The 23,789-nt window shown below is 67.2% G+C and carries 21 protein-coding genes and 1 pseudogene; 10 read left to right on the top strand and 12 right to left on the bottom strand.

Features of this window, described 5'->3' with window-relative positions:
• Nucleotides 1-26 precede the first annotated feature (26 nt).
• Nucleotides 27-1,283: a PucR family transcriptional regulator gene (locus ACKY0W_RS16560; RefSeq protein ID WP_409434951.1), complete on the bottom strand. Its 1,257-nt coding sequence runs from the start codon at nt 1,281-1,283 to the stop codon at nt 27-29.
• A 124-nt stretch (nt 1,284-1,407) separates the two neighbouring features.
• Between ACKY0W_RS16560 and ACKY0W_RS16555 the strand changes: the two genes are divergently transcribed.
• The 3 genes from ACKY0W_RS16555 to ACKY0W_RS16545 all read left to right on the top strand — a co-directional run bounded on the left by ACKY0W_RS16555 (nt 1,408) and on the right by ACKY0W_RS16545 (nt 6,072).
• The gene (locus tag ACKY0W_RS16555) at nt 1,408-2,916 is read left to right on the top strand and encodes a flavin-containing monooxygenase (protein ID WP_409434950.1); all 1,509 of its coding nucleotides are present in this window, start codon (nt 1,408-1,410) and stop codon (nt 2,914-2,916) included.
• A 70-nt stretch (nt 2,917-2,986) separates the two neighbouring features.
• Nucleotides 2,987-4,960, top strand: coding sequence for a hypothetical protein (locus tag ACKY0W_RS16550; protein WP_409434949.1), 1,974 nt, complete (start codon nt 2,987-2,989; stop codon nt 4,958-4,960).
• Nucleotides 4,957-6,072: an NDMA-dependent alcohol dehydrogenase gene (locus ACKY0W_RS16545; RefSeq protein WP_409434948.1), complete on the top strand. Its 1,116-nt coding sequence runs from the start codon at nt 4,957-4,959 to the stop codon at nt 6,070-6,072. Before ACKY0W_RS16550 ends, ACKY0W_RS16545 begins: the two co-directional genes overlap by 4 nt.
• 4 nt (nt 6,073-6,076) lie before the next feature.
• On the opposite strand, the gene ACKY0W_RS16540 is transcribed toward ACKY0W_RS16545, so the two are convergent.
• From ACKY0W_RS16540 to ACKY0W_RS16530, 3 genes are all read right to left on the bottom strand, one after another.
• Entirely contained in the window at nt 6,077-6,466 is a 390-nt protein-coding gene (locus ACKY0W_RS16540) for a DUF4345 domain-containing protein (RefSeq protein ID WP_409434947.1), read from the bottom strand.
• Nucleotides 6,460-7,683, bottom strand: a complete 1,224-nt coding sequence (locus ACKY0W_RS16535; protein ID WP_409434946.1) for a D-alanyl-D-alanine carboxypeptidase family protein — start codon at nt 7,681-7,683, stop codon at nt 6,460-6,462. Before ACKY0W_RS16535 ends, ACKY0W_RS16540 begins: the two co-directional genes overlap by 7 nt.
• A gap of 81 nt (nt 7,684-7,764) precedes the next feature.
• Complete coding sequence (locus tag ACKY0W_RS16530) at nt 7,765-8,757, bottom strand: SMP-30/gluconolactonase/LRE family protein (protein ID WP_409434945.1); 993 nt, start codon at nt 8,755-8,757, stop codon at nt 7,765-7,767.
• A 52-nt stretch (nt 8,758-8,809) separates the two neighbouring features.
• Here ACKY0W_RS16530 and ACKY0W_RS16525 point away from each other — a divergent pair, with 52 nt between their 5' ends.
• Both ACKY0W_RS16525 and ACKY0W_RS16520 read left to right on the top strand, forming a co-directional pair.
• Complete coding sequence (locus ACKY0W_RS16525; RefSeq protein ID WP_409434944.1) at nt 8,810-9,733, top strand: sigma-70 family RNA polymerase sigma factor; 924 nt, start codon at nt 8,810-8,812, stop codon at nt 9,731-9,733.
• Between the two features lie 37 nt (nt 9,734-9,770).
• The gene (locus tag ACKY0W_RS16520) at nt 9,771-10,214 is read left to right on the top strand and encodes a PPOX class F420-dependent oxidoreductase (protein ID WP_409434943.1); all 444 of its coding nucleotides are present in this window, start codon (nt 9,771-9,773) and stop codon (nt 10,212-10,214) included.
• On the opposite strand, the pseudogene ACKY0W_RS16515 reads toward ACKY0W_RS16520, so the two are convergent.
• The 6 genes and pseudogenes from ACKY0W_RS16515 to sdhC form a co-directional block, all read right to left on the bottom strand.
• Nucleotides 10,202-10,828 (bottom strand): annotated as a pseudogene (locus tag ACKY0W_RS16515) (carboxymuconolactone decarboxylase family protein); the annotation flags it as partial. The gene ACKY0W_RS16520 and the pseudogene ACKY0W_RS16515 sit on opposite strands and share 13 nt — an antisense overlap.
• A gap of 94 nt (nt 10,829-10,922) precedes the next feature.
• Nucleotides 10,923-11,714 (bottom strand): 3-oxo-5-alpha-steroid 4-dehydrogenase, encoded by a 792-nt coding sequence (locus tag ACKY0W_RS16510; RefSeq protein ID WP_409434942.1) that lies wholly within the window; start codon nt 11,712-11,714, stop codon nt 10,923-10,925.
• Between the two features lie 140 nt (nt 11,715-11,854).
• Nucleotides 11,855-12,724, bottom strand: a complete 870-nt coding sequence (locus ACKY0W_RS16505) for a succinate dehydrogenase iron-sulfur subunit (protein ID WP_406758001.1) — start codon at nt 12,722-12,724, stop codon at nt 11,855-11,857.
• Nucleotides 12,724-14,478: a succinate dehydrogenase flavoprotein subunit gene (gene sdhA, locus ACKY0W_RS16500; protein WP_406758002.1), complete on the bottom strand. Its 1,755-nt coding sequence runs from the start codon at nt 14,476-14,478 to the stop codon at nt 12,724-12,726. Before sdhA ends, ACKY0W_RS16505 begins: the two co-directional genes overlap by 1 nt.
• Before the next feature lie 33 nt (nt 14,479-14,511).
• A complete protein-coding gene (locus ACKY0W_RS16495) occupies nt 14,512-14,979 on the bottom strand; it encodes a succinate dehydrogenase hydrophobic membrane anchor subunit (protein ID WP_409434941.1) in 468 nt (155 codons plus the stop codon).
• On the bottom strand, nt 14,976-15,410 hold the full coding sequence (gene sdhC / locus ACKY0W_RS16490; protein WP_406758188.1) for a succinate dehydrogenase, cytochrome b556 subunit: 435 nt from the start codon (nt 15,408-15,410) through the stop codon (nt 14,976-14,978). Before sdhC ends, ACKY0W_RS16495 begins: the two co-directional genes overlap by 4 nt.
• 240 nt (nt 15,411-15,650) lie before the next feature.
• Between sdhC and ACKY0W_RS16485 the strand changes: the two genes are divergently transcribed.
• The 3 genes from ACKY0W_RS16485 to ACKY0W_RS16475 are packed head-to-tail and all read left to right on the top strand — an operon-like array spanning nt 15,651 to nt 18,437.
• On the top strand, nt 15,651-16,043 hold the full coding sequence (locus tag ACKY0W_RS16485) for a cytidine deaminase (protein ID WP_409434940.1): 393 nt from the start codon (nt 15,651-15,653) through the stop codon (nt 16,041-16,043).
• Nucleotides 16,040-17,341, top strand: coding sequence for a thymidine phosphorylase (locus tag ACKY0W_RS16480; protein WP_409434939.1), 1,302 nt, complete (start codon nt 16,040-16,042; stop codon nt 17,339-17,341). The genes ACKY0W_RS16485 and ACKY0W_RS16480 overlap by 4 nt, the downstream gene beginning before the upstream one ends.
• A gap of 7 nt (nt 17,342-17,348) precedes the next feature.
• Nucleotides 17,349-18,437, top strand: a complete 1,089-nt coding sequence (locus ACKY0W_RS16475) for an adenosine deaminase (protein ID WP_409434938.1) — start codon at nt 17,349-17,351, stop codon at nt 18,435-18,437.
• Nucleotides 18,438-18,508: 71 nt separating this feature from the next.
• Here the strand turns inward: ACKY0W_RS16475 and ACKY0W_RS16470 are convergent, their stop codons facing one another.
• Nucleotides 18,509-19,075 (bottom strand): LGFP repeat-containing protein, encoded by a 567-nt coding sequence (locus ACKY0W_RS16470; RefSeq protein ID WP_409434937.1) that lies wholly within the window; start codon nt 19,073-19,075, stop codon nt 18,509-18,511.
• Nucleotides 19,076-19,258: 183 nt separating this feature from the next.
• The gene (locus ACKY0W_RS16465) at nt 19,259-20,533 is read right to left on the bottom strand and encodes a primosomal protein (protein WP_409434936.1); all 1,275 of its coding nucleotides are present in this window, start codon (nt 20,531-20,533) and stop codon (nt 19,259-19,261) included.
• Nucleotides 20,534-20,724: 191 nt separating this feature from the next.
• Here ACKY0W_RS16465 and ACKY0W_RS16460 point away from each other — a divergent pair, with 191 nt between their 5' ends.
• The gene (locus ACKY0W_RS16460; protein ID WP_409434935.1) at nt 20,725-22,203 is read left to right on the top strand and encodes a PE-PPE domain-containing protein; all 1,479 of its coding nucleotides are present in this window, start codon (nt 20,725-20,727) and stop codon (nt 22,201-22,203) included.
• A 166-nt stretch (nt 22,204-22,369) separates the two neighbouring features.
• On the top strand, nt 22,370-23,785 hold the full coding sequence (locus tag ACKY0W_RS16455; protein ID WP_409434934.1) for a PE-PPE domain-containing protein: 1,416 nt from the start codon (nt 22,370-22,372) through the stop codon (nt 23,783-23,785).
• The last annotated feature ends 4 nt before the right edge of the window (nt 23,786-23,789 follow it).

The raw sequence follows: 23,789 nt of genomic DNA, 5'->3' as shown, positions 1-23,789 counted from the left end.
ACGGTAGGGGATCGCCTTGCTGGCGATCAGGATCGGGTGAGAACCCGCGGGCCGATCTGGTGGGCGAGTTCGAGCGCGAGCTCTACCGCCAGCCGCCGCGTGCTGGGCGGGTAACCGAGTAGCTCGGTGGCCCGCGCCACCCGCTGCAGCACCGTGTTTCGGTGCGCATGGAGGCGGGCCGCGGCCCGCGGCGCGTTTTCGGCCTCGTCGAGGAACACCCGCAGCGTCTCGCGCAGGCGATCCGCGCTGGAGTTGTCGGCAGCCAACGGGCCGAGTGTGGTGGCCACGAATTCGGCTGCGCGGTCGAGATTCTGGGCGGCCAGTTCGGTGACCTCCAACTCGTCGTAGAGCCCGATCCGGGTCCCGGCGGGATGCGCGGCAAGCACCCGCTGGACAGCCAGGGCTGCGCCGTGGGTGCGGCGGAAACCGCCGATCCCGCGCCGGGCGGGGCCCACCGCGACGCGGATATTGGGATGGATGCGATTGATCGCCTCTTGCAACGCATCCAGGGCCGGCGCGGCGTCACTGCCCAGCCACGCCCACAACGTGGACGTTCCGGCGGGCAGCGTCAGCGGCCGCCGCGCGCCGGCGGCTTGGGCCAGCACACCGGCGGCGGATTCCAGGGCGCCCTGGATCTCGCCGAGCGGGGGAGCCCACAGCACCAGCGCGGTGTGGTGTCGGCCCAACTCATAGCCCAGCTGTTCGCTGGCCCGCCGGCTGTCGATCGGGGCGTCGTCGAGGATCAACCGGATGGTCTCGGCGCGGCGCGCCAGCGCACCGCCGAGCACCTCCTCGCGCTCGCGCTGGGCCTCGGCGATCACGTGACTGACCACGTGGTCGACGTACTCGAACATGCGTTGCGAAGAGGCGTTCAGCAGCTCGATGAGCAGCGGGCCCGGCGGCACGATACGAGCGGCATGCGCCATATAGCGCTGCCAGCCGACGTTCTGTCCGCGCCGGTAGGACTGAAACAACACGTCGAGGCCGATGCCGCGGCGGGCAATGGTCCGGGCGACGTCCAGGGCCTCGGGCGGGACGTCGAAGGGGGCCGGCCGGTCGTCGCGGCGGGCGAACATGGTCATCACCCGGGCGAGGTTGGCGCGGTTGCTCGCCGACATCTCCGCGGTCAGCGCAGCATCAGCGCCCAGGAACGGGCTCAGTTCGATCTCGGCGGCGTCCATCTCCGCGACCAGCTCGTCGATCTCGGACAGCATCATCTCTGCCACGTCGCCCATCAGCGCGGCGACGTCGGAGGGCGGCGGCGAGGCCGGTGAAGAATCCATCCGATGAGTGTGCCACTGCACATATATCTGCGAAAGATCTGAGCGAACGGACATACCGCACCCGGTCGTTGCGACTTTAGCGTGAAGCACGCCACATCCGGAATCCCTCCAGGAGCGAGTCACAGTGACTACCGAGACCACCGCGACGCAGACCGCGGATTACGACGTCCTCGTTGTCGGCGCCGGCATCTCGGGGATCGGCGCGGCCTATCACCTCAAGACTCGCCGGCCGAGCACCTCGTTCGCGATCCTGGATGGCCGGGACTCCATCGGCGGCACGTGGGATCTGTTCCGGTATCCCGGGATTCGCTCCGACTCCGACATGTCCACCTTCGGCTTCGGCTTCGCGCCCTGGACGCACCGCAAGGCGATCGCCGATGGGCCCATCATCATGGACTACCTGCGTCAGGTGGTCGCCGACAACGAGCTGGCCGACCACATCCGATTCGGCTACCGGGTGCTGGCCGCGGACTTCTCCCGGGAACTGGGCCGCTGGAGCGTCACCGCCGAGCACACCGGCAGTGGTGCGACAGCGCGGTTCACCGCACGATTCCTGTTTCTCGGCACCGGCTACTACGACTACGACGAGGGCTTCACTCCCGAGTTCGCCGGGGTCGAGGAGTTCGGCGGCCAGGTCATCCACCCGCAGCACTGGCCGCAGGATCTGGACTACACCGACAAACGGGTGGTCGTGATCGGCAGTGGCGCAACGGCGGTCACGCTGATCCCGGCGATGGCCCCCAAGGCCGGTCACATCACCATGCTGCAGCGCTCGCCGAGTTACGTGTTCTCGATCCCGGCTGAGGACCCCGTCGCCAACATCTTGAACAAGGTGTTGGGCGCACAACGCGCCAACCCGATCATCCGGCGCAAGAACATTCTGCTCAACCGCGGAGTCTTCAAGGCCTGCAAACGCGCGCCGGAGCTGATGCGCCGGCTGCTGATCGCCAATGTGCGTCGCCAACTGCCGAAGAACTTCGATGTGGACACCCACTTCACCCCGCGTTACGACCCGTGGGACCAGCGGCTGTGCATGGTGCCCGACGGTGACCTGTTCAAGGCGATCTCGTCCGGGCGGGCCAGCGTGGTCACCGATGTGATCGACAGGTTCACCCCGACCGGCATCCGGCTGGCCTCGGGCCGTGAGCTGGCTGCCGACCTGGTCGTGACCGCCACCGGGCTCACCATGTCGGCCTTCGGCAAGATCACTCTCAGTGTCGACGGCCAGGCGGTGAATCCCGCTGATACCACGGTCTACAAGTCGATGATGCTGTCCGGGGTGCCGAACCTGGTGTTCGCCTTCGGCTACACCAACATCTCCTGGACCCTCAAAGTCGACCTGGTCTGCGAACACTTCTGCCGGTTGCTCGACCACATGGACGCCCACGGGCATCAGGGCGTTGAACCGGTCCTTGATGACCCGGGCATGCCGCGGATTCCGCTGCTCGACCTGGGATCGGGCTACGTGCAGCGCGGTGTCGCTCACTTCCCGCGCGCCGGCACGGTCGGCCCGTGGACGGCTGAGATGGCCTACGAAAAAGACGTCGAGCGGCTACGCACGGGGCCGGTCGAAGACAGCTCGCTGAAGTTCAGCGCCGACAGGCCGGCCGTGCGCGCATCCGTAGCGAGGTAGCGCTATCGCCACATCACAGCACCCAAACACCAAATCAGATCAGATCGTTCATCACCCTTTGGAGAATCGCATGGCACACATCGCAGTCACCAACTGTTCCACCCTCGTCAACCGGGACGAGCGTCGTCGGCTCTCCCGCCGGCTGGTTCGCGTCGCCAGCGTGGCGGGCAGTATGGCTGCCGGCGGGCTGGCCATGGCGCTGACCGCGCCGCACGCGGCCGCCGAGGCCGCCGCCCTGCAGGGCGCGGTCGCTGCCCTGGAGCAGGCCCAGGCCCAGATCGCGGACTTCGACGCCAACAACCCGCTGTTCGACTTCATCAACCACGGAGCGTCGGATGGCATGCTGCCGCAGTACGTACAGAACATGTCGGCGACCACCCTGTCGATCATCCTGTCCCAGTTCAACGCGGGCACGCTGAAATTCCCTGGCTTGCCGGACTTCCCGCAGATCAACGGGACTGCCTACACGGCGGCCCCGTTCATGTGGAACGCTTCGGGCACCGACCCGCAGTCGTACCTGATCTACGGCAACCCGGACAACCAGTACGGCCTGATGCCGCTGGACCCGAACGGCAGCTACACCATCACGGTGCACCCCGGTGACGGGTCCATCGGCGGCGGGCTGGCCACCTACTCCGGCAGCGTCGTGCAATCGAATTTCGCGCCGATGGCAAGCTTCAGCTTCGCCGACGCGACCCCTAACGCGGACGGCAGCTACACCATCATCGTCAGCGCCACAGACCCCGGTAACGGGGCCAACTGGTTCAGCAGCGCCGGCGCGACCTCGCTGCTGGTGCGAGACACCGTAGGGGACTGGGGCCAGATCCACAACGACGTCCATATCGTCAAAGATGGTGCAGAGCAGAGCGTTCCGTGGCTCAACGATGACCAGATCGGCACCATTCTGGGTATCACCGGCAAGGTGCTGCCCTTGGTGAACATGTCCGACACCTACTACCACCAGATCCAGTACCCGCTGTTGAACGACCCGAACGAGTTCAGCAAGCTCGGCGACACCGCCGCCAACATCCCGGGACTGACCCTGCCGGGTCAGGTCAGCAGCATGGGCAACTTTGCGCTGGAGCCGGGCCAGGCGCTGGTGCTCAAGGTGCCCGAGCTGGAAGCCGACTACCACGGCCTGCAGGTCACCAACGAATGGGGACAATACGTTCCGTTCGCCAGCGTGACGGGCAGCCTGAACAGCACCCAGATCTTCCAGGGCAACGACGGCTACACCTACTACATCCTCAGCGGCGAGAACCCCGGTTACGCGAACTGGGTGAACATCGGCGACCTGACCAATGGTGGTGTCCTGCTGCGCTGGCAGGACGTGTCCGGAACGATCACCAACCCCAACATCGAGACCACCGTGGTGCCGATCTCCGACGTCAAGGACTACCTGCCGGCGGACATGCCGACGGTCACCCCGGAGGAGTACGCGGCGCTGGCCCAGGAGCGGCTGCTCGAGTACGGCTACTCCTTCCACCAGTCGTCGAACATCAACTGGCTCTGGGACAACCTGCAGATCGGCCAGATCAAGGCCGCGATCGGATCGGATACCTTCGACCAGCTGTTCGGCGGCCAGGACTCGGTGCCGTCGATCTTCGACCGGATGGTGTCGGCGGACCTCGGGCCCAACTGGACAAGCGTCTTCAACAATGTGCTGGCCAACCCCGAAGGTGCCTTCAACGCACTGATCAACAACCTGCCGCTGGCGATCAAGGACGTCGAGTTGCCGAGTGTCCTGGCCGGGCTACAACTGCAGCACCTCACCGAGCAAACCCTTGCGGCGATGCAGAATCCGGACTACTGGTCGGACTCGTCGAATCTGCTGTCCAGCTTCAACGCGTTCGGCACCGTCATCAACGACGCACTGTTCGACCCGGCCACCAGCATCACCGCCGGCTTCCTCAACGCGCGCGATGACTTGTCGGTGGGGCTACTGAACGCGACCGACGACACCGAGCTGACCAACACCCTGTGGGCGCAGCTGTCCGAGCTCAACGACACGCTGGCGCAGGCACTGGGCGGTATGGCGCTGTGAGAACCACTGCGGCGGTGTTGCTGGAGCCGGGCAAGCCGTTCGAGATCATGGAACTCGATCTCGACGGCCCCGGCCCGGGAGAGGTGCTGATCCGGTATGTCGCTGCCGGCCTGTGTCATTCGGATCTGCACCTGACCGACGGTGATCTGCCACCGCGGTATCCGATCGTCGGCGGTCACGAGGGCGCGGGAATCATCGAGGACGTCGGTCCCGGGGTGACGAAGGTCGTCCCGGGTGATCACGTGGTGTGTTCGTTCATCCCCAGCTGCGGCACATGCCGCTACTGTGCCACCGGTCGCCAGAGCCTGTGCGACATGGGGGCCACCATTCTGGACGGGTGTATGCCGGACGGCACGTTCCGATTCCGGGCCGGCGGCAAGGAATTCGGTGCCATGTGCATGCTCGGCACGTTCTCGGAGCGAGCCGTCATCTCTGAGCATTCAGTGGTCAAGATCGATGATTGGCTGCCGCTGGAGACCGCGGTGCTGGTGGGCTGCGGGGTGCCCACCGGCTGGGGCGCGGCTACCTACGCCGGCAACGTCCGGCCCGGGGACATCGCGGTGATCTACGGCGTCGGTGGTATCGGGATCAACGCCGTACAGGGCGCGCTGCACTCGGGCGCCAAGTACGTCGTCGTAGTCGACCCAGTGGAGTTCAAGCGCGAGGCGGCGCTGAAATTCGGTGCCAGCCATGCATTCTCATCGGCCGGCGAGGCAGCGGAGAAGGTCCACGAGCTGTCCTGGGGACAGGGTGCCGACCAGGCGATTGTCACGGTCGGCACTGTCGAAGAGGAAGTGATCTCGGCGGCGTTCGACGTCGTCGGCAAGGGTGGGACCGTGATCGTGGTCGGTCTGGCCAGCCCGGAGAAGCTGACGGTCCATGTCTCGGGCATGATGCTGACGCTGATGGAGAAGACCATCAAAGGATCGCTGTTCGGCTCGGCCAACCCGCAGTACGACATCGTGCGGCTGCTGCGGCTCTACGACGCCGGTCAGCTCAACCTCGACGAGCTGGTGACCGCTCGGTACCGGCTCGAGGACGTGAACCAGGGGTATCAGGATCTGCGGGACGGCAAGAACATTCGCGGAATCGTGCTGCATTCCGGAGCGTGATCGTTCAGCGCCCTGGCGGGTGCTCGGCGAGGGTCGCGTACCAATAGGTCAGTGCGGCCGCGGCGAATTCGACGGCGCATGCCGCGGTGAAGGCCGGATGCGGCATGCCCACGTCGGCCATGGACATCAGCCGGGACACCCCGAGCAGCGCCATGGTGGCGGCCAGCAGGCGCACGGCTGAAGCCGGGATCGGGGAGCGCCGAAAGGCCTCGAGGTAGCCGACGCCGAAGCCGATCAACAGGGCTCCGGCTGCGCGGCTCTCGCTGTCCACGGTCGCGTTGACGGTCTGGCCGTCGGGAATGGAATCCAGCGAGAACGCCATCCGGCTGATCCCCAGCGCTATCAGCAGCAGCCCGGTGAGCCAGCCGAATGCGCGCAGAGACTTGATCACCATGCCGAGCCCCGTCCGGGGCGCCGGTTCACCGCCCGGGCGCCCATGATGAGCGCGAACACGACGATCGTTCCGAAAATGCCCACCCCGACGCGCACCGGCACCGTGTCGTCGGACGGGGCCAGCAACATCGCCTGGGGGTTCGCGGCGTCGGCCGGGCTGCGGGGCGCCACCAGCGATGGGTCCGGTTCGATGAGCGTCCCGACCCGGGTGCCGGGCGGGACGGAGAAGCCGTAGTCGAGCAGTTGGGCGGCCTGCTGCCATGGCGGGATCGGCTGCCGGGTGCCGCGCAGCAGCACTGCCACCAGCCGGCGCCCGTCCCGGGTCGCGGCGCCGACGAACGTCTGTCCGGCGTCGTCGGTGTAGCCGGTCTTGCCGCCCAGGGCACCCGGGTAGTTGTAGAGCAGCTGGTTGTCGTTCTCCAGCTGGTATCCGGGGGTATCGCCGTAACCCGGGAAGTCGAAGCTGCGGGTCGCCACGATGTTGGTGAACGCCGGGTTGTTCCAGGCGTAGCGGTAGAACAGCCCGATGTCGTAGGCCGACGTGCTCATGCCCGGCCCGTCCAGCCCGGATGGGGTGGCGGCGCGGGTGTCGCGGCCGCCGAGCCGCGCGGCCAGGGTGTTGATCTTGTGCAGCGCCACATCCCAGCCGCCGAGCTGCATGGCCAGGGCATGTGCGGCGTCGTTGCCCGATCCCATCAGCAGTCCGTGCAGCAACTGGTCGACGGTGAAACGGCCGCCGGGGCCGACGCCAACCCGGGTGCCTTCGGCGTTGGCGTCTTCTTGGGTGCCGGGAACCACCATGTTGGGGTCCAGCTCGTTCAGCGACGCCATCGCGGTCAGCACCTTGATCACGCTGGCGGGCCGGTGCCGGCCGTGCGGGTCGCGGGCAGCGATCACCGCGCCGCTGTCCAGGTCTGCCACCAGCCACGATTCGGCGGAGACCTCGCCGGGCACCGGTGGGGTGTCGGGTGCGGCCACGATCCCGCAGCCGGCCAGCGCCTCGCCGCCGACCGGGGTGGCCGGCACCGGCAGCGGCAACGGGGGAGCACCGGCTTGCGGCACTTCGGAGGCGTCCACCGCGGGAGGGGTGCTGACCTGATACGGGCAGCCGACCGTTCCCGCGCCCCGGCCCGGGGTGGGATCTGCCGTCGCCAGTGGAGCGGAGGCGGCGAGGAAACCCGCGGCCACCAGGGCTGACACCGAGCGCAGAGAAGTCATCGTGTGTGCAGGGTAGGTCACGGGCGCCGCGAAACCGCGGAGCCACGCTGTGGCTGGTGGGGCGCAAGTTACGGCGGGAGGCTACAGCTGGAAGTAGGCCAGACCCGGCCCGGCGATCCTGCCCATCCACAGCCGGCCGTCGGCCTCCACCACGCCCGTGGCCAGTCCGAAGTCGGGGTGTTCGGTGCGGTATTGGGCCAGCACCCGCCCGTCGTCGGCATCGAAGGCGACCACCCACACCACCGGCGTCGGGTCGGGCAGCCAGCGATACGGCAGCAGTCGCCACAACAGCCGGCGCAACACCGGCGCACGCGGGCTCAGCCAGTCGGACAACGCGTTGCGCTCGGAGACCATGGCAACCCAGATGCGTCCGTCGCGCCCGGTGGAGATGTTGTCGGGATGGCCGGGCAGTTCCCGCACCAGCGCAGTGATCGAACCGCGGCGGGGGCCGGTCAGCCAGTACTTGGACAATCGCCGCCCGGTGCTCTCGGCGAACACCACCGCCGACTCGTCAGCGGTCAGCGTCACGCCGTTGGCGAAATGCAATCCCTTCGCCAGCACGCTCACCGTGCCGTCAGGACTGCGTTGCATCAATGACCCGCTGCCGCGAGCCTCGATCACCGAGCCCTTGTAGTGCTCATAGTGGAACCGGCTGGTCGATTCGGTGAAATAGATTGTGCCGTCAGCAGATTCGACGGCATTGGAACAGAACGTCAGCGGCTCTCCGGCCACTTCGCTCACCAGGGTCTCCAGCTGATCGGTCTGCGGGTCATAGCGCAGCAGACCGCGGTGGCTGTCGCAGATCAGCAGCCGGTGATCGCCGGTGAAGGCCAACCCCAAGGGGCGCCCGCCGGTGTCGGTCACCACCCGTGGTGCGCCGCCTGCCGGGTCGACCGCGATGATGCGGCCGTCTTCGACCCCGGTCCAGATGGTGCCGTCGGCTGCCGCGACGACATCCTCGGGAGCGGTACCGGGAATCTTTACGAGTCGCAGTGCCGGGGTGGGATCCGGCGGGGGCAGCGGCCGTGATCGCGGGGGTTGCCAGCGGACGGGGTCGATACGCGGCTTGGCCATTCCTGCATTGTGTCCGACCGGCTGTGCCCGGCACAGGCCTAGGCTGGTGGCGATGACGGCGTCGGTGGAGGACTTCGAGGCGTTGCGGCCTCATCTGCTGGCGGTGGCCTACCGGCTCACCGGCATGTTCGCCGACGCCGAGGACATCGTGCAGGACGCCTGGCTGCGTTTCGACGCCGCCGAGCGTGACCGCATCGTCGACCCGCGGGCCTGGTTGACCACGGTGGTGAGTCGGCTCGGCCTGGACCGGCTGCGTTCGGCGCCGCGCCGCCGCGAGACCTATGCCGGCGAGTGGTTGCCCGAACCGGTGGTGACCGGCGATGACGCGGATCCGTTGTCGGCGGTCGTGGCCGGCGAAGATGCCCGGTTCGCCGCCATGGTGGTGCTGGAGCGGCTGACTCCCGATCAGCGGGTGGCCTTCGTACTGCACGACGGGTTCGCGGTGCCGTTCGGCGAGGTGGCTGAGGTGCTGCACACCACCGAAGCCGCGGCCCGCCAGCTGGCCTCGCGTGCCCGCAAGGCCGTCACTGCTGATCCGCCGCCGCAGCCCGATCCGCGCCACGACGAGGCGGTCGGGTCGCTGATGGCCGCGATGGCAGCCGGTGACCTGGCGGCCGTGGTGGCGCTGTTGCACCCCGACGTGACGTTCACCGGCGACGCGAATCGCCGGGCGCCGACCGCCCCGCGGGTCATCCGCGGTCCCGAGAAGGTGGCCCGGTTCCTGCTCGGCCTGGCACGCCGCTACGGCCCGACCCTGATCACCGCGAACCAACTGGCACTGGTCAACGGCGAACTGGGCGCCTACACGCCGGGCGCGCCCGGGGCCGACGGGTTCCCCGAGCTGATGCCGCGCGTTACAGCGATGACGGTGCGCGACGGGCGGGTGGTGGCGATCTGGGATATCGCCAACCCGGACAAATTCACCGGGTCCCCGCTGCGCCCCGCCAGCCGATCGGAGGAAGAACGTGGCCGCTAGCGTCTCAAAGAATTTGGGTGCGTTGATGTTTCGCGCAATGGACAAAATGCGTCACCGCGACGCCTTTGACATCGGAAAGCCCACCGGTACGGACTTCGCCGGGTTCGACAAGACCCGGCAGATCCTGCTGGTCACGTTCAAACGGTCGGGGGAGGCGATGCCGAGCCCGATCAACCACGGCGTCGATGCCGGAAAGCTTTACGTGCGTACCGACGCATCCACCGGCAAGGTCAAACGAATCCGCAACAACCCGAACGTCGTCGTGGTCCCCAGCAGCCTGCGCGGGAAGCCCGAAGGGCAACCGGTGGCCGCGATCGCCCGGATTCTGCCCGAGTCAGATCATGCTCACGCCGAACGTGCGATCGCCGCCAACTGGAGCCCGGCGATGCGGATCTTCGAGCGCGGTCTGGACAAGGGGAGTGCGGCGGCCGGCCTGCCGATCGCCTACATCGAGATCACTCCGGCGAGTCAGCCTCGTTGATCTTCGGTGGCCCAGGGCACCCGGCAGGAATCTCCGGAGTTGAAGCCCTGCTCGGTGATGCCCAGCGCCGAGTACATCCGGGATCGCATGTTCTCCACCCCGATCTGGTAGGTCAGCTCGATCACCCCGGCGTCACCGAACCGGTGCTGCAGATCGGCGACCTGTTCGTCGGTGACCGAATGGGGGTCGGTGGTCATCGCGTCGGCGTAGGCGATCGCGGCCCGTTCGTCCTCGCTGTACAGCGGGGAGGTCGCGTAGTCGTCGATCTGCTTGAGCCGGTCGGTGTCGATCCCCTCCAGGCGTTGCAGCATGGATCCGAAGTCCACGCACCACGAGCAACCGACGGTGCGGGCGGTCCAGAACACTGCCAGATCCCGCGGGCCGGCGGGCAGCTTGCGCGACGCGGACTGCAACAGGCCCTCATGCACCGCATTGGCCACCAGCAGCCGCGGATGATGCGCGGCGACGGCGAAGGGCTCCGGCACTTCACCGAAGCGCCGCTTGGCGTAGCGGTACATGGCGCGCACCAGCATGTTGGTGCGTTTCGGCGGCAGCGGGTCGATGCGAGGTTTGGTAGTCATACCCCTAAGACGAGCCGGCCCGGAAAAGTGTGACAGCGCCCTTCCCGCGAGTGTGCGTGTTTGTACGGCGACACGCCGCCAAAGCTGTACAACTGTGCACGCTCGCGACATGTGAGCGCCGGGGGTGTCAGACCAGGAAGGGAACCAGCGCCTTGCGGTCGGTGGGGTAGTCGACGAACTTCTCCTGGTACCACTTGTGGGTGCCCAGCGCCCGTGGGATCAGATTGCCCGCGGTGATCAGCAGGATGGCCACGCCGGGCAGCGCCCAGGTCAGGATCGCAAAGCCCGTCCACGCCGTCATCTCGCCCAAGTAGGCCGGGCTGGTGACGAACCGAAAGCCGCCGCCGAACGGGATCCGGTACTCGGCGCCGCCGGGATTGTTCTTGTCGCGCAGGTTGCGCACGATCGACTCGGAGTTGACCAGCAGGGCGAATCCACACAGGTAGACCGCCAGGCCGATCAGGAACCGCGGGTCGGTCAGCCAGTCGGTGCCGTACTGGCCGAAATAGTCGTGGCTGAACAGCGCACCGTTGAGGTAGCCGTGCATGGACGTGACGAGCATGCCCATCACCACCACCGAGATGTTGAAGGTGCTGCGCTTGCCGGGCACTTGGCGGATGGCCAGCGGGAAGAACCAGCCGCGGTTGGCGTAGTGCAGCGCCCAGATGCCGGCCAGCACCAGCGACGTCGGCTCGAAGCGGTGCGGCCCGCTCAGGTAGGCGACCAGAAACACCACGGTCGCCGGGATCTCCATCAACCACCAGCCGAACTTGGGGTTCAAGTTCAACCCGAGCTTCGTCGTCGAGAACCGCCCGTAGGAACTCTGGCCGAAGAAGCCGCCGATGATCACGAACGCCGCGAAGGCGAACGCTGCGGTCAGGACGGTGTCGTAGACGGTGTTGCCGGTGTACCAGTGCATGCTCAGTGTCCTATCACGACGGGCGCGCCGGCGTCACCGCGAGCGTGCACAGTTGTACGGCCGTCGCGGCGTGTCGCCGGGCAAACACGCACGCTCGCGAGCGAGACGTGGCCCCAGCTCGCCCCAGCGGGGCCGGAATGTCAGCGGGCGAACATCAGCGCCCGCTTGACCTCCTGGATCGCCTTGGTGATCTCGATGCCACGGGGGCAGGCATCCGTGCAGTTGAACGTGGTACGGCAGCGCCACACCCCGTCGACCTCGTTGAGGATGTCCAGGCGCTCGGCGGCGGCCTCGTCACGGCTGTCGAAGATGAACCGGTGGGCGTTGACGATCGCGGCCGGCCCGAAGTAGGCGCCCTCGCTCCAGTACACCGGGCAACTCGTGGTGCAGATGGCGCACAGGATGCACTTGGTGGTGTCGTCGTAGCGCGCACGGTCGGTCTGGCTCTGGATGTGCTCGCGGGTGGGGTGGTTGCCCGAGGTGATCAGGTACGGCTTGACCGCCTTGTAGGCATCCATGAACGGTTCCATGTTGACCACGAGGTCTTTTTCCACCGGAAGCCCGCGCAGCGGCTCGATGGTCAGCGTCAGTTCCTTACCCGGCTTCTTGGGCAAGATGTCGCGCATCAGCAGCTTGCAGGCCAACTTGTTGTTGCCGTTGACCCGCACGCCGTCGGAGCCGCACACGCCGTGGGCGCAGGACCGGCGGAAGGTCAGCGTGCCGTCCAGGTAGCTCTTCACGTAGATCAGCAGGTTGAGCAGCCGGTCGGTGGGCAGTGCCGGAACCCGGAAGCTCTGCCAGCCACCGGTGGCGGCGTAGGCGTCGGGGTTCTCCGGGTTGAACCGGGCGATCTTGAGCGTGACCATCTGCGCGCCCTCGGGGATCGCGGGCAGCGGCGGGTCGCCGGCCGGGACAGTGTCGACCAGCGCCGCCGGTGCCGCGCTCGATGGTCCCGGCGAGCAGCATCCGCCCTCGGACGAGCAGCAACCGGAGTCAGCTGAGGAGGACATCAGTACTTCCGTTCCTTCGGTTCGTAGCGGGTCTGCACCACCGGCTTGTAGTCCAGCCGGATGTCGGCGATCAGGTCGGAGCCCTGCTTGTAGGCCATGGTGTGGCGCATGTAGTTGACGTCGTCCCGGTTGGGGTAGTCCTCGCGGGCGTGTCCGCCGCGCGATTCCTGGCGGTTCAACGCACCCAACACGGTGACCTCGGCCAGCTCCAGCAGGAAGCCCAGCTCGATGGCCTCGAGCAGGTCGGAGTTGAAGCGCTTGCCCTTGTCGTGCACGGTGATCCGGGCGTACCGCTCCTTGAGTGCGTGGATGTCGCTCAGCGCCTGCTTGAGGGTCTTTTCGGTGCGGAACACCGCGGCGTTGTTGTCCATCGACTGCTGCAGTGCGCCGCGGATGTCGGCGACCCGCTCGTTGCCGTGCTCGGAGAGGATGTCGGACACCCAGCCGGTCACCATGTCGGCGGGGTTCTCCGGCAGGTCGACGAAGTCGTGCGCGTTGGCGTATTCGGCGGCGGCGATGCCCGCACGGCGGCCGAAGACGTTGATGTCCAGCAGCGAGTTGGTGCCGAGCCGGTTGGCGCCGTGCACCGAGACGCAGGCGCATTCACCGGCGGCGTAGAGGCCCGGCACGGTGTTGGTGTTGTCGCGCAGTACCTGGCCGGTGTTCGTGGTCGGGATGCCGCCCATCACGTAGTGGCAGGTCGGGTAGACCGGCACCAGTTCCTTGACCGGGTCCACGCCCAGGTAGGTGCGGGCGAACTCGGTGATGTCGGGCAGCTTCTCCTCGAGCACCTCTTCGCCGAGGTGACGCACGTCGATGTAGACGTAGTCCTTGTTCGGTCCGGCGCCGCGGCCCTCAAGCACCTCGAGCACCATCGAGCGGGCCACGATGTCGCGCGGGGCCAGGTCGACGATCGTCGGGGCGTAGCGCTCCATGAACCGCTCACCGTCGGCGTTGAGCAACCGGCCGCCTTCGCCGCGGACGGCCTCGGAGATCAGGATGCCCAGGCCGGCCAGGCCGGTCGGGTGGAACTGGTGGAACTCCATGTCCTCGAGCGGGAGCCCCTTGCGGAACACGATGCCCAGGCCGTCGCCGGTCAGGGTGTGCGCATTGGAGGTGGTCTTGTACATCCGGCCCGAGCCGCCGGTGGCGAACACGATGGCCTTGGCGTGGAAGACGTGGATGTCACCGGTCGCCAGCTCGTAGGCGACGATGCCGGTGGCCACCGGGCCCGACGGCGTCTCGGTGAGCACCAGGTCCAGGGCGTAGAACTCGTTGAAGAACTCCACGCCGTGCTTGACGCAGTTTTGGTACAGCGTCTGCAGGATCATGTGGCCGGTCCGGTCGGCGGCGTAACACGCGCGGCGCACCGGGGCCTTGCCGTGATCGCGGGTGTGCCCGCCGAACCGGCGCTGGTCGATACGGCCCTCCGGGGTCCGGGAGAACGGCATGCCCATGTTCTCCAGGTCCAGCACCGCGTCGATGGCCTCCTTGGCCATGATCTCCACGGCGTCCTGGTCGGCCAGGTAGTCGCCGCCCTTGACGGTGTCGAAGGCGTGCCACTCCCAGTTGTCGTCCTCGACGTTGGCCAACGCCGCGCACATGCCGCCCTGGGCCGCGCCGGTGTGGCTGCGCGTGGGGTAGAGCTTGGTCAGGACCGCGGTGCGGGCCCGCGGGGCCGCCTCGACGGCCGCGCGCATCCCGGCGCCGCCGGCACCGACGATCACCACGTCGTATCGATGTTCTTGAATCACCGCGATATCACCCGTTCGCTACCGAATCTGCCGTCAAGAAATGTTCGCGTCGAAGCTCAGCAGCACGTAGCTGCCCAGTGCCAGCGTGAAGACGATCGACACCGCCAGCAGCGCCATCAGCCAGAACCGGCTGCGGGAGCTGCGGGTGTAGTCGCCGATGATCGTGCGCATGCCGTTGCCGCCGTGCAGTTGGGCCAGCCACAACAGGAGCAGGTCCCAGATCTGCCAGAACGGCGAGTGCCAGCGCTCCGCCACGTAGTTGAAGTCGATGCGGTACACGCCGTCCTGCCACATCAGCATCACGAACAGGTGACCGAGCACCAGGAAGATCAAGACGGCACCGGAGAACCGCATGAACAGCCAGGTGTACTTCTCGAAGTTGGGCATCCCGCTGTGCCGCTGCGGCGCACGAGGGTCGCCGAGGCTGGCCGGGCGGTCGCGGTCCAGGCCGCGGACCGGAGCTATCGGGCCCCTGCTGCCTTGTACGTCAATTGTGCTCATAGGAACCGCTCCACCATGTGCATGCCGATCCGAACCACCACCGGAACCATCACCACCAGCCAGATCACGCCGACCGCCACCAGCATCTGGCGGTGCCAGCGGGTGCCCTGCCACCAGAAGTCGATCAGGATCAGCCGGACCCCGTTGAGACCGTGGAACAGCACCGCCGCCACCAGACCCAGCTCCATCAGGCCGACGAGCGGGGTCTTGTAGGTCGCGATCACCTCGGTGTAGGCCTCCGGGCTCACCCGCACCAGGGCCGTGTCGAGCACGTGTACGAACAGGAAGAAGAAAATGGTCGCACCGGTGATCCGGTGTAGCGCGAACGCCCACATCCCCGGGTCACCCTTGTACAGACTCTGCCGCCGGAACCGCGTCCCATCCGTCCGGGTCCTCGGCGTCGCCGCATCCGCGGATGTCGCCGTCATCAGCGCCTCCAAATTTTCTGCAGCGGCCCGCTGCGCCCGGCCTATACCGTGCGTACGGTCGCTCCGCAACGCAATCGCTGTCAACAAACCTCGGCAAGGACTCTAAACCCATCAACAGGTCCGAAACGACCACGCAAAAGTTACTGACGAGTAGCCAGAGCCTGCGGCTACGCTGATTTTTGATCGTTGCCGACGGACGGACGAGGTGATGTGGTGCGCTCGGATCGACAGGAGACCTGTTGAATGTCCCACCAAATCGACTGGGATATGTTGCGGCGCAGCGCAATCAAGGTTTCAGCTAACGCCTACGCGCCGTATTCGGGCCTCCGGGTCGGTGCTGCCGGACTGACCGATGACGGCCGGGTGGTCACCGGCTGCAATGTGGAGAATGTCTCATATGGACTGGGCCTGTGTGCCGAGTGCGCGGTGGTTTGCGGGCTCTACGCGGCCGGCGGCGGGCGGCTGGTGGCGCTCTCCTGCAGCAATTCCGACGGGGCCCTGCTGATGCCGTGCGGTCGGTGCCGCCAGGTGCTGCTCGAACACGGTGGTTCCACACTGCTCATCGACCACCCGGCGGGGGCACGGTCGTTGGCCGAGCTGCTGCCGGAGGCCTTCGGACCAGACGCGCTGCCATGAGCGTGCCGGCCTCCTTCGACGCCCCGACCCTGATCGCCACCAAGCGTGACGGCCACCGGCTGCCCGATGCCGGGATCGACTGGCTGATCGACGCCTACACCGCGGGCGTGGTCGCCGAGGAGCAGATGTCGGCGCTGCTGATGGCGATCTACCTGCGCGGGATGGACGCGGCCGAAACCGTCCGGTGGACCACGGCGATGATCGCCTCGGGGGAACGGATGGACTTCACCGACCTGTGCCGCGGCGGCAAGCCCCTCAAGACCGTGGACAAGCACTCCACCGGCGGGGTCGGCGACAAGATCACCCTGCCGTTGGTTGCCGTCGTTGCCGCCTGCGGAGCTGCGGTACCGAGCGCGTCGGGTCGCGGCCTGGGGCACACCGGCGGCACCTTGGACAAGCTGGAGGCGATACCGGGCTTCGATGTGGCGCTGTCCACCACGCGGCTGCGTGAGCAATTGGCCGGCGTCGGCGCGGCGATCTTCGCCGCCGGCGCTCTGGCACCTGCCGACGCCAAGATCTACGCGTTGCGGGACGTCACCGCCACCGTGGAATCGCTGCCGCTGATCGCCAGCTCGGTGATGAGCAAGAAGCTCGCCGAGGGCACCGGAGCCCTGATCTTGGACGTCAAGGTCGGGTCGGGCGCGTTCATGCGGTCCGCTGAGCAGGCCCGGGAACTGGCCCAGATGATGGTCGGGCTGGGTGCGGCGCACGGCGTGCCGACCCGAGCCCTGCTCACCGACATGAGCGCGCCGCTGGGGTGCGCGGTCGGCAACGCGATCGAGGTGGCTGAAGCCCTCGAGGTGCTGGCGGGCGGCGGCCCGGCCGATGTGGTGGCGCTGACGGTGCGGCTGGCGAGCGAGATGCTGGCGCTGGCCGGCATCGACGGTGTGGACCCGGCGCACACCCTGTCCGACGGCACGGCCATGGACCGATTCACCGCGATGGTGTCCGCCCAGGGCGGGGATCTGGGCGCGCCGTTGCCGGTGGGGGCGTGCAGCGAGACCGTGCCTGCCGATCGGGGCGGCGTCATGGGGCCTATCGACGCGATGGCGGTGGCGGTGGCGTCCTGGCGGCTCGGTGCGGGCCGGTCCAGGCCGGGGGAGCGGGTACAGCACGGGGCGGGGGTGCGGATTCACCGCCGGCCGGGCGACCCGGTGGCGGCCGGCGACACCCTGTTCACGCTGTACACCGATACCCCCGAGCGGCTCGCTCCCGCGTTGGCCGAGCTCGACGGCGGCTACCGCGTCGGCGACACACCGCCGCAGCCGCGTCCCCTGATCATCGAGGCGACCCCATGATGAAGTCATGAGCACACCGGTGAGCCTGGAGACCATCGGGCACGTCCCCAAGGCGCTGCTGCACGATCACCTGGACGGCGGGCTGCGCCCGGCCACCGTTGTCGACATCGCCGGACAGGTCGGCTACGACGGGCTTCCGGAGACCGACCCCGACGAGCTGGCGACCTGGTTCCGAACTCGCTCGCACAGCGGCTCGCTGGAGCGCTATCTCGAACCGTTCAGCCACACCGTGGCCGTGATGCAGACCGCCGAGGCGCTGCACCGCGTGGCCCGAGAATGCGTCGAGGATCTGGCCGCCGACGCCGTCGTCTATGCCGAGGTGCGATTCGCGCCGGAACTGCATATCGAGGGCGGGCTGTCGTTCGACGAGGTGACCGATGCGGTGCTGGCCGGTTTTGCCGACGGTGAGCGTGACGCCGCGGCCACCGGGCGGGAGATCACGGTCCGCTGCCTGGTCACCGCGATGCGCCACGCCGCGCTGTCCCGGGAGATCGCCGAGCTGGCCATCCGGTTCCGGGACAAGGGCGTGGTCGGGTTCGACATCGCCGGCGCCGAGGCCGGCTATCCGCCGAGCCGGCACCTGGATGCGTTCGAGTACATGCGCGACCACAACGCCCGGTTCACCATCCACGCCGGCGAGGCATTCGGGTTGCCCTCCATCCACGAGGCGATCGCATTCTGCGGCGCCGACCGGCTGGGTCACGGGGTGCGGATCACCGACGACATCACCGTCGACGATGACGGCGGCGTGCGGTTGGGGCGGCTGGCGGCGATCCTGCGCGACAAGCGGGTCCCGTTGGAGCTATGCCCGAGCTCCAATGTGCAGACCGGCGCGGTCGACAGCATCGCCGAGCACCCGTTCGATCTGCTGGCCCGCGCCCGGCTGCGAGTGACGATCAACACCGACAACCGGCTGATGAGCGACACCACCATGAGCAAGGAGATGTGGGTGCTGGCCGAGACCTTCGGGTATGGCTGGGCCGATCTGCAGCGATTCACGGTGAACGCGATGAAGTCGGCGTTCATCCCGTTCGATCAGCGGGTGCAGATCATCGAAGAAGTGATCAAGCCGCAATACGCGGTGCTGATCGACTGATTCACGCTGGGAGAAAACCGGCGAAGGCCGGACAATCGCGGTGGCGATTGCCCGGCCTTCGATCCACCGAATCAGTGCTCGGTGACCGTGGCCTCGGCGTCGCCCTGCTTCCAGGTGATGATGCCGTGCTCGAAGGTGGTCTGCTTGGACCCGTCAGCATTGGTGGTCTCGTCGCTGGTCGGGTAGCCGAGCTTGCCCTGGGAACCGCCCAGCTCGTTCCACTTGTCGCGGATCTTGCCCCACACCACGTAGGACCGGGTGGTGTGAACGATCACGCCGCCGTCGAACTGCTGGTAGATGCCGCCGTCAGGGTTCTTCTGCTCCGCGCCGGTGGGCTCGCCCAGGTCCTGCTTGGCGGTCGCGTCCAGTGAGTCGAGCTTGGCCAGGATCGGTCCGGCGACGGTGTACTCCTTGCCGTCGGCGCCGGTGATCACGGTGGAGCTGGCGGCGCTCTCGTCCTCGGAGGGGGCGCTGACCGCGGACGAGATCACCGAGCTGGCCGAGGACGCGACCGAGCTGGCCGAGCTGAGCGCTTCGCTGGTCTTCTCCTTGGCGGTGCCATTGCAACCCGTGCCGATCAGCGCGACTCCCAAAACTGCTGCGGATACTGCTGCGGCCCGCTGTGTTGCCTTGCGCATGTGTAGTCCTTTCGAATTGGAAGGCCCCCGCAAACCGCACGGCTCGGCCCGAGTGTTATCGGGCCAGATGTTAGTCGTGAATATGACCACTCGGCAGTGAAATGAGGCAAATGATTGCCGCATTTCCAGTGAATTTCCGCAGTACCGCGCACGTCGCGGTAGGCGCGGCCGGGCGGAAAATCGTTATTCGCGCCGCAGTCGCGACTGCACGAACTGTTCGAGCTGTTCCCATTCCTTGACGGCGGGTGCGTACGGGCGTTGCGGTTCGTTCACCGATTCCCGGTCGAGCACGTAGCTGACCATGCGGCCCAGCGGACGGTCCGGCTTGAGGGTGTCGGCGACCACGCCGTCCTCGGCGTAGGTGCCAACGTCCTGCAGGAATTCGACGGCCAGGTCGAGCTGCTCGCGGTCCACCGCGTCCGGCCCGTCGGTGATGTCGTCGGACATCCCGGAGAGCACGTAGACATTGTCATCGGTGATGTCGATCGTCAGGGAACCATCGGTGGCGGCGGTCCGGATGTCGTCGTAGGTGCTCAGATCCGACAGGTCGTGGTCGTGCTCGTCGGCCAGGTATCGGGCCAGAGCGCGCTCGGAACCGAACACGCTGATCCGGCCGTTGCGGCCCAGGAACACCGGCTGGTCCCCGAGATAGCAGCGCAGCGTGAAGAACGTCCCGTTGTCGGTGATGATCCGGATCGGGTCGATGCCGACCTTGGTCCAGAAGTTCGCGTCGCCGCCAAGCACCACGCGGTCTCCCGAGGCCCGCTCGGTCGCCGCGGCGGCCGATTCGTCGTCGCCGTCCTGCTCGTCGGTGTCCTCGGTGTCCTCGGTGTCCTCCGCCGGCTCTGGTTCGGCCGGGGCGTCTGCGGCCAGCTCATCGGCCGCCCGCGAGGCCGCGGCGGCGTCGACGTCGGGCGTGCTGATGATCTCTTCAACGGCGGCCAACACACCGCCCCAGTTGCGGCCGATGATCTCGGCGATCGTCTCCCAGCGCTTGCGGCCGGCCCGACCGGCGAAGTTGTCGACGCCGCCGGCCAGCCACCCCAGGTTGGGGTTGCCGTTGAAGAACTTGGTCACCGCCGGAAGGTCGCACACCGATCCGATCGCCGAGACGATCTCCATCGCCTGGGCCAGCGACTGGACTGACTGCTTGGTCGGCTTCTCGGTCAGCAGTTCTTCGACCGCGATCAGGTCATACTGCCTGCCCCGGCCCGGGTCCAGCTTGTGGGCGTTGGCCTGGACAAGCTGCGGCCAGCTGGGGTGGTCGGCCAGGTCGTTGTTGACGTTGACCCGCACGAATGCCACCAGATCGGCCACGGTGGCGAAACCGTAGAGGTCTTCGTCCCTGCCCAGGAACGCCTGCCACTCGTCACCGGAGTCGCGCCAGCTCGGCGCCCACAGGGTGTAACGGTCACCATCGGTCACCGCGAGGCGGATCGGTACGAGGTCAGCTGCCATGGCGCACAGAATAACGATGCAGCCCGCGGGGCCTGAAGGCGGGATTGCGCCGGGATTGGCGCCGGGATCGGCGCCACGCCGGCCCGCATCGCGGATGAGAGAATCCTGAATATTGCGGTGATCGGGTTGGCGGCTTCCGCCGGATGGCTAGCGTCGCTGCTGTTGGAAATCCGGGGCCGGGGGAGGTCGCCATGACGACTGGTCGGTTGCGCCCGGCGGGCGCCATGCTGCTGGCGGTGCTGTGCGCCGCGGTACTGGGCCTGACATCGGCGTTGTCCTCGGCGGTGGCCTACGGCGTGGACCAGCTGGCGATCCGCTTGCGGCTGCTGGCCGACCAGGGCTGGATCATGAGCGGCACCGGTGTGCCCGATCCCAGCGTCGGCCCCTACCTGGGGCAGATCCTCGCCGGCTACCTGCAGCCGTCGTCGCCGCTTTTCTCCGGCCAGCCGACATTTCCCGGTTACACCTTCGCGGGCCTGACCACCCCGGAGCAGTTCTGCCCGTTCGTGTGCATCCCCGGGCAGCCGGCGCTCAACTTCGGGCAGTCGCTGAACGCCGGTGTGGGCTTGCTGAATCAGGGGATCCTGCCGCAGCTGCTGGCCGGCGACAACGTGGCGGTGTTCGGTTACTCGCAGAGCGCCGCCATCGCGACCATCGAGATGAACAATCTGATCGCGGGCGCCGGGACCGCCGGTTACCCGACCCTGGATCAGCTGGACAACATGCACGTCGTGCTGATCGGTGACCCGAACAATCCGATCGGTGGGATCCTCGATCGCTTCCAATTCCCCGACGACCAACACCTGCCGTTCGTCAACATTCCGCTCAGCCTGGGCGCCACCCCGACCGACCACATCGCGTCGGACATCTACACCGGTGAGTACGACGGCTGGGCCAACTTCCCGCAGGACCCGACCAACATCCTGGCCGTCATCAACGCCCTCATCGGCATCCGCACCGTGCACCCGTACTACCCGGACTACACCGCAGAGCAGTTGGCCAGCGCCATCAACGTCGGCACGATCGGCGACGCGAACTTCTACATGATTCCGCAGAACCTGCCGATCCTGCAGTTCATGTTCAACGGGGGGACTGCTGGGCAGTTCTTCGGCGACTTCTTCTCACCGTGGGCCAGGCTGGTCATCGACTGGGGCTATGGCAATGCCGGCGACCCGGCCGTCAACGGGCTTTACCAGATCCCGGCCGGTGACTTCATCAGCGGCAGCGCCTACCAGCAGGCGTTCGGGGTGGCCGGCGGCCCGTGGGCGATGACACCGACCGGTGAGCTGTACGACGGCTCCAGCGTGATGGGCCTGTTCGAGCGGATGGACCCGCTGCAGATGCTGGCCGGTGTCCAGAATGCGTTGATCCAGAGCCTCGTCGGCCCGTGGGCTGACGTCGCGGCTGCCGCCAACGGCGGTGCCCTCAGCGCCACTGACATCAGCACCATCACCGGCATCACCGACTTCCTGCAGACCATCACCGGCTACGACCTGATCAACTCCATCGATCAGTTCCTGATCAACGGGTGGAGCGACCTGGCCGCTTCGCTGGACCTGAGCGACGTCCTGGGCCCCGACGCCCTGCTGAGCGGGGCCGGGCTGCCCGGCGACGGGCTGCTGGATCTGATCGGTCTGGGCTTCAGCCTCTTTAACTTCTTCGGCGCGTAGACCGACCCGCCCGGAGCAAAAGCCAGGTCGATTGTCATCGATTTGACAACACGCGTTTTCTCAATGAAGGTCAACGCTGAAATCCACCTAATAGATTAATGTGATCTTGTCAGGTGGGGGAAATTGATCGCTGAGGACATATTCGATCCGGCCCGGGAGGTCTGCGATGACGATTAAGCGAGTGCATCCTTTCGGGACGGCGTTGTTGGCCGCGCTGTGCGCCGTTCTCCTGGGCGTGTCATCGCTGCTGAGTCCGGCGCTGGCGTCCCGGATCGAGAAGATGCTCGCCGACGTCACGCTGCTGGCCAGCGAGGGCTGGATCATGACCGGCACCGGTCAGTCCGACCCCACGGTGGGCAACTACATGGACGTGGTGCGGCACTTCTACCTGCAGCCCACGGCGCCGTGGTTCGCCGGGCAGTCGACGTTCGCCGGTTACAACTTTGAGGGGCTGGTCACCCCGGAGCAGTTCTGCCCGATCGTCTGCCAGCCGCTGCCGGTCCCGCAGCTGAACTTCGCGGACTCACTCGCACAGGGCGCGGCCAGCCTGGACGCTGCGATCCGCCCACAATTGGAGGCCGGCGACGACGTCACGGTGTTCGGCTACTCGCAGAGCGCGGTGGTCTCCACCCTGGCGATGCAGAAGCTGCTCGCCGACGTACCGGGCGGTGCCTACGACCCGGACAACCTGCACTTTGTGCTGATCGGCGACCCGAACAGCCCGATCGGCGGCATTCTGAGTCGGCTGCACTTCGCCGACGGACTGGACGGGGGAATGCAGCACATCCCGTTCCTGGGTATCCCGGTTGGCATCGGAGCGGGTCCGACGGACTTTTCGGCCAGCATCTACAGCACCGAGTACGACGGCTGGTCCAACTTCCCGCTGGACCCCACCAACCTGCTGGCCGTCCTCAACGCCATCATGGGGATCGGGGCGGTGCACGGTGCCTACTTCAACGACAACCTCGCCAACGTCATCGACCTCGGTTCGATCGGATCGAACGACTTCTACATGCTGCCCACTGAGCAGCTGCCGATCCTCGGCCCGCTCTACGGGCTCGGCGACATCGGCAAGTTCGCTGCTGACGCGCTGGCGCCCCTCCTGAAGACGTTCATCGACTGGTCCTACGGCAACCCCGGGGCCCCGGACGCCGGGATCACGGTGAACGGTGTCGACCCGATCGGCGCGGCCGGCGCTTGGGCGGTCACCGCGACCGGACAGCTGTCGGAGGACACCGGCGCCGCCGGGTTCCTGCTGCGGATGGACCCGCTGCAGATGCTGGCCGGCCTGCAATACGCCGGCGTGCAGAGCCTGACCAACACCATCAACAACCTGCTGGACTTCGCCGGGCAGGGCCCGCTGTCGGATTCGTTCGTCGACACGCTGCTGTCGGGCTACAACCTGACGCTCGGCCTGGACCAAGCCCTGCTCACCGGATGGCAAGACCTGGCCACCCAGTGGAACGTGCTCGACGTGCTGGGCCCCGACGCCATCTTCAACGGTGCGCCGCTGATCTCCGCTCAGCCGCTGCTGGACCTGGTCGGCGTGGGCTTCAGCTTGATCAACCTGCTCGACGCGTAACCCG

This window comes from Mycobacterium sp. SMC-14 (assembly GCF_046250075.1).
Lineage (GTDB): Bacteria > Actinomycetota > Actinomycetes > Mycobacteriales > Mycobacteriaceae > Mycobacterium.
This window is presented reverse-complemented; position numbering and strand designations above follow the sequence as displayed.

Coding starts and splice junctions, on each gene's coding strand:
- ACKY0W_RS16560 (WP_409434951.1), bottom strand. CDS start 1,283: ATGGATTCTTCACCGGCCTCGCCGCCGCCCTCCGACGTCGCCGCGCTG.
- ACKY0W_RS16550 (WP_409434949.1), top strand. CDS start 2,987: ATGGCACACATCGCAGTCACCAACTGTTCCACCCTCGTCAACCGGGAC.
- ACKY0W_RS16540 (WP_409434947.1), bottom strand. CDS start 6,466: ATGGTGATCAAGTCTCTGCGCGCATTCGGCTGGCTCACCGGGCTGCTG.
- ACKY0W_RS16535 (WP_409434946.1), bottom strand. CDS start 7,683: ATGACTTCTCTGCGCTCGGTGTCAGCCCTGGTGGCCGCGGGTTTCCTC.
- ACKY0W_RS16530 (WP_409434945.1), bottom strand. CDS start 8,757: ATGGCCAAGCCGCGTATCGACCCCGTCCGCTGGCAACCCCCGCGATCA.
- ACKY0W_RS16525 (WP_409434944.1), top strand. CDS start 8,810: ATGACGGCGTCGGTGGAGGACTTCGAGGCGTTGCGGCCTCATCTGCTG.
- ACKY0W_RS16520 (WP_409434943.1), top strand. CDS start 9,771: ATGGACAAAATGCGTCACCGCGACGCCTTTGACATCGGAAAGCCCACC.
- ACKY0W_RS16510 (WP_409434942.1), bottom strand. CDS start 11,714: ATGCACTGGTACACCGGCAACACCGTCTACGACACCGTCCTGACCGCA.
- ACKY0W_RS16505 (WP_406758001.1), bottom strand. CDS start 12,724: ATGTCCTCCTCAGCTGACTCCGGTTGCTGCTCGTCCGAGGGCGGATGC.
- ACKY0W_RS16495 (WP_409434941.1), bottom strand. CDS start 14,979: ATGAGCACAATTGACGTACAAGGCAGCAGGGGCCCGATAGCTCCGGTC.
- ACKY0W_RS16485 (WP_409434940.1), top strand. CDS start 15,651: ATGTCCCACCAAATCGACTGGGATATGTTGCGGCGCAGCGCAATCAAG.
- ACKY0W_RS16480 (WP_409434939.1), top strand. CDS start 16,040: ATGAGCGTGCCGGCCTCCTTCGACGCCCCGACCCTGATCGCCACCAAG.
- ACKY0W_RS16475 (WP_409434938.1), top strand. CDS start 17,349: ATGAGCACACCGGTGAGCCTGGAGACCATCGGGCACGTCCCCAAGGCG.
- ACKY0W_RS16470 (WP_409434937.1), bottom strand. CDS start 19,075: ATGCGCAAGGCAACACAGCGGGCCGCAGCAGTATCCGCAGCAGTTTTG.
- ACKY0W_RS16465 (WP_409434936.1), bottom strand. CDS start 20,533: ATGGCAGCTGACCTCGTACCGATCCGCCTCGCGGTGACCGATGGTGAC.
- ACKY0W_RS16460 (WP_409434935.1), top strand. CDS start 20,725: ATGACGACTGGTCGGTTGCGCCCGGCGGGCGCCATGCTGCTGGCGGTG.
- ACKY0W_RS16455 (WP_409434934.1), top strand. CDS start 22,370: ATGACGATTAAGCGAGTGCATCCTTTCGGGACGGCGTTGTTGGCCGCG.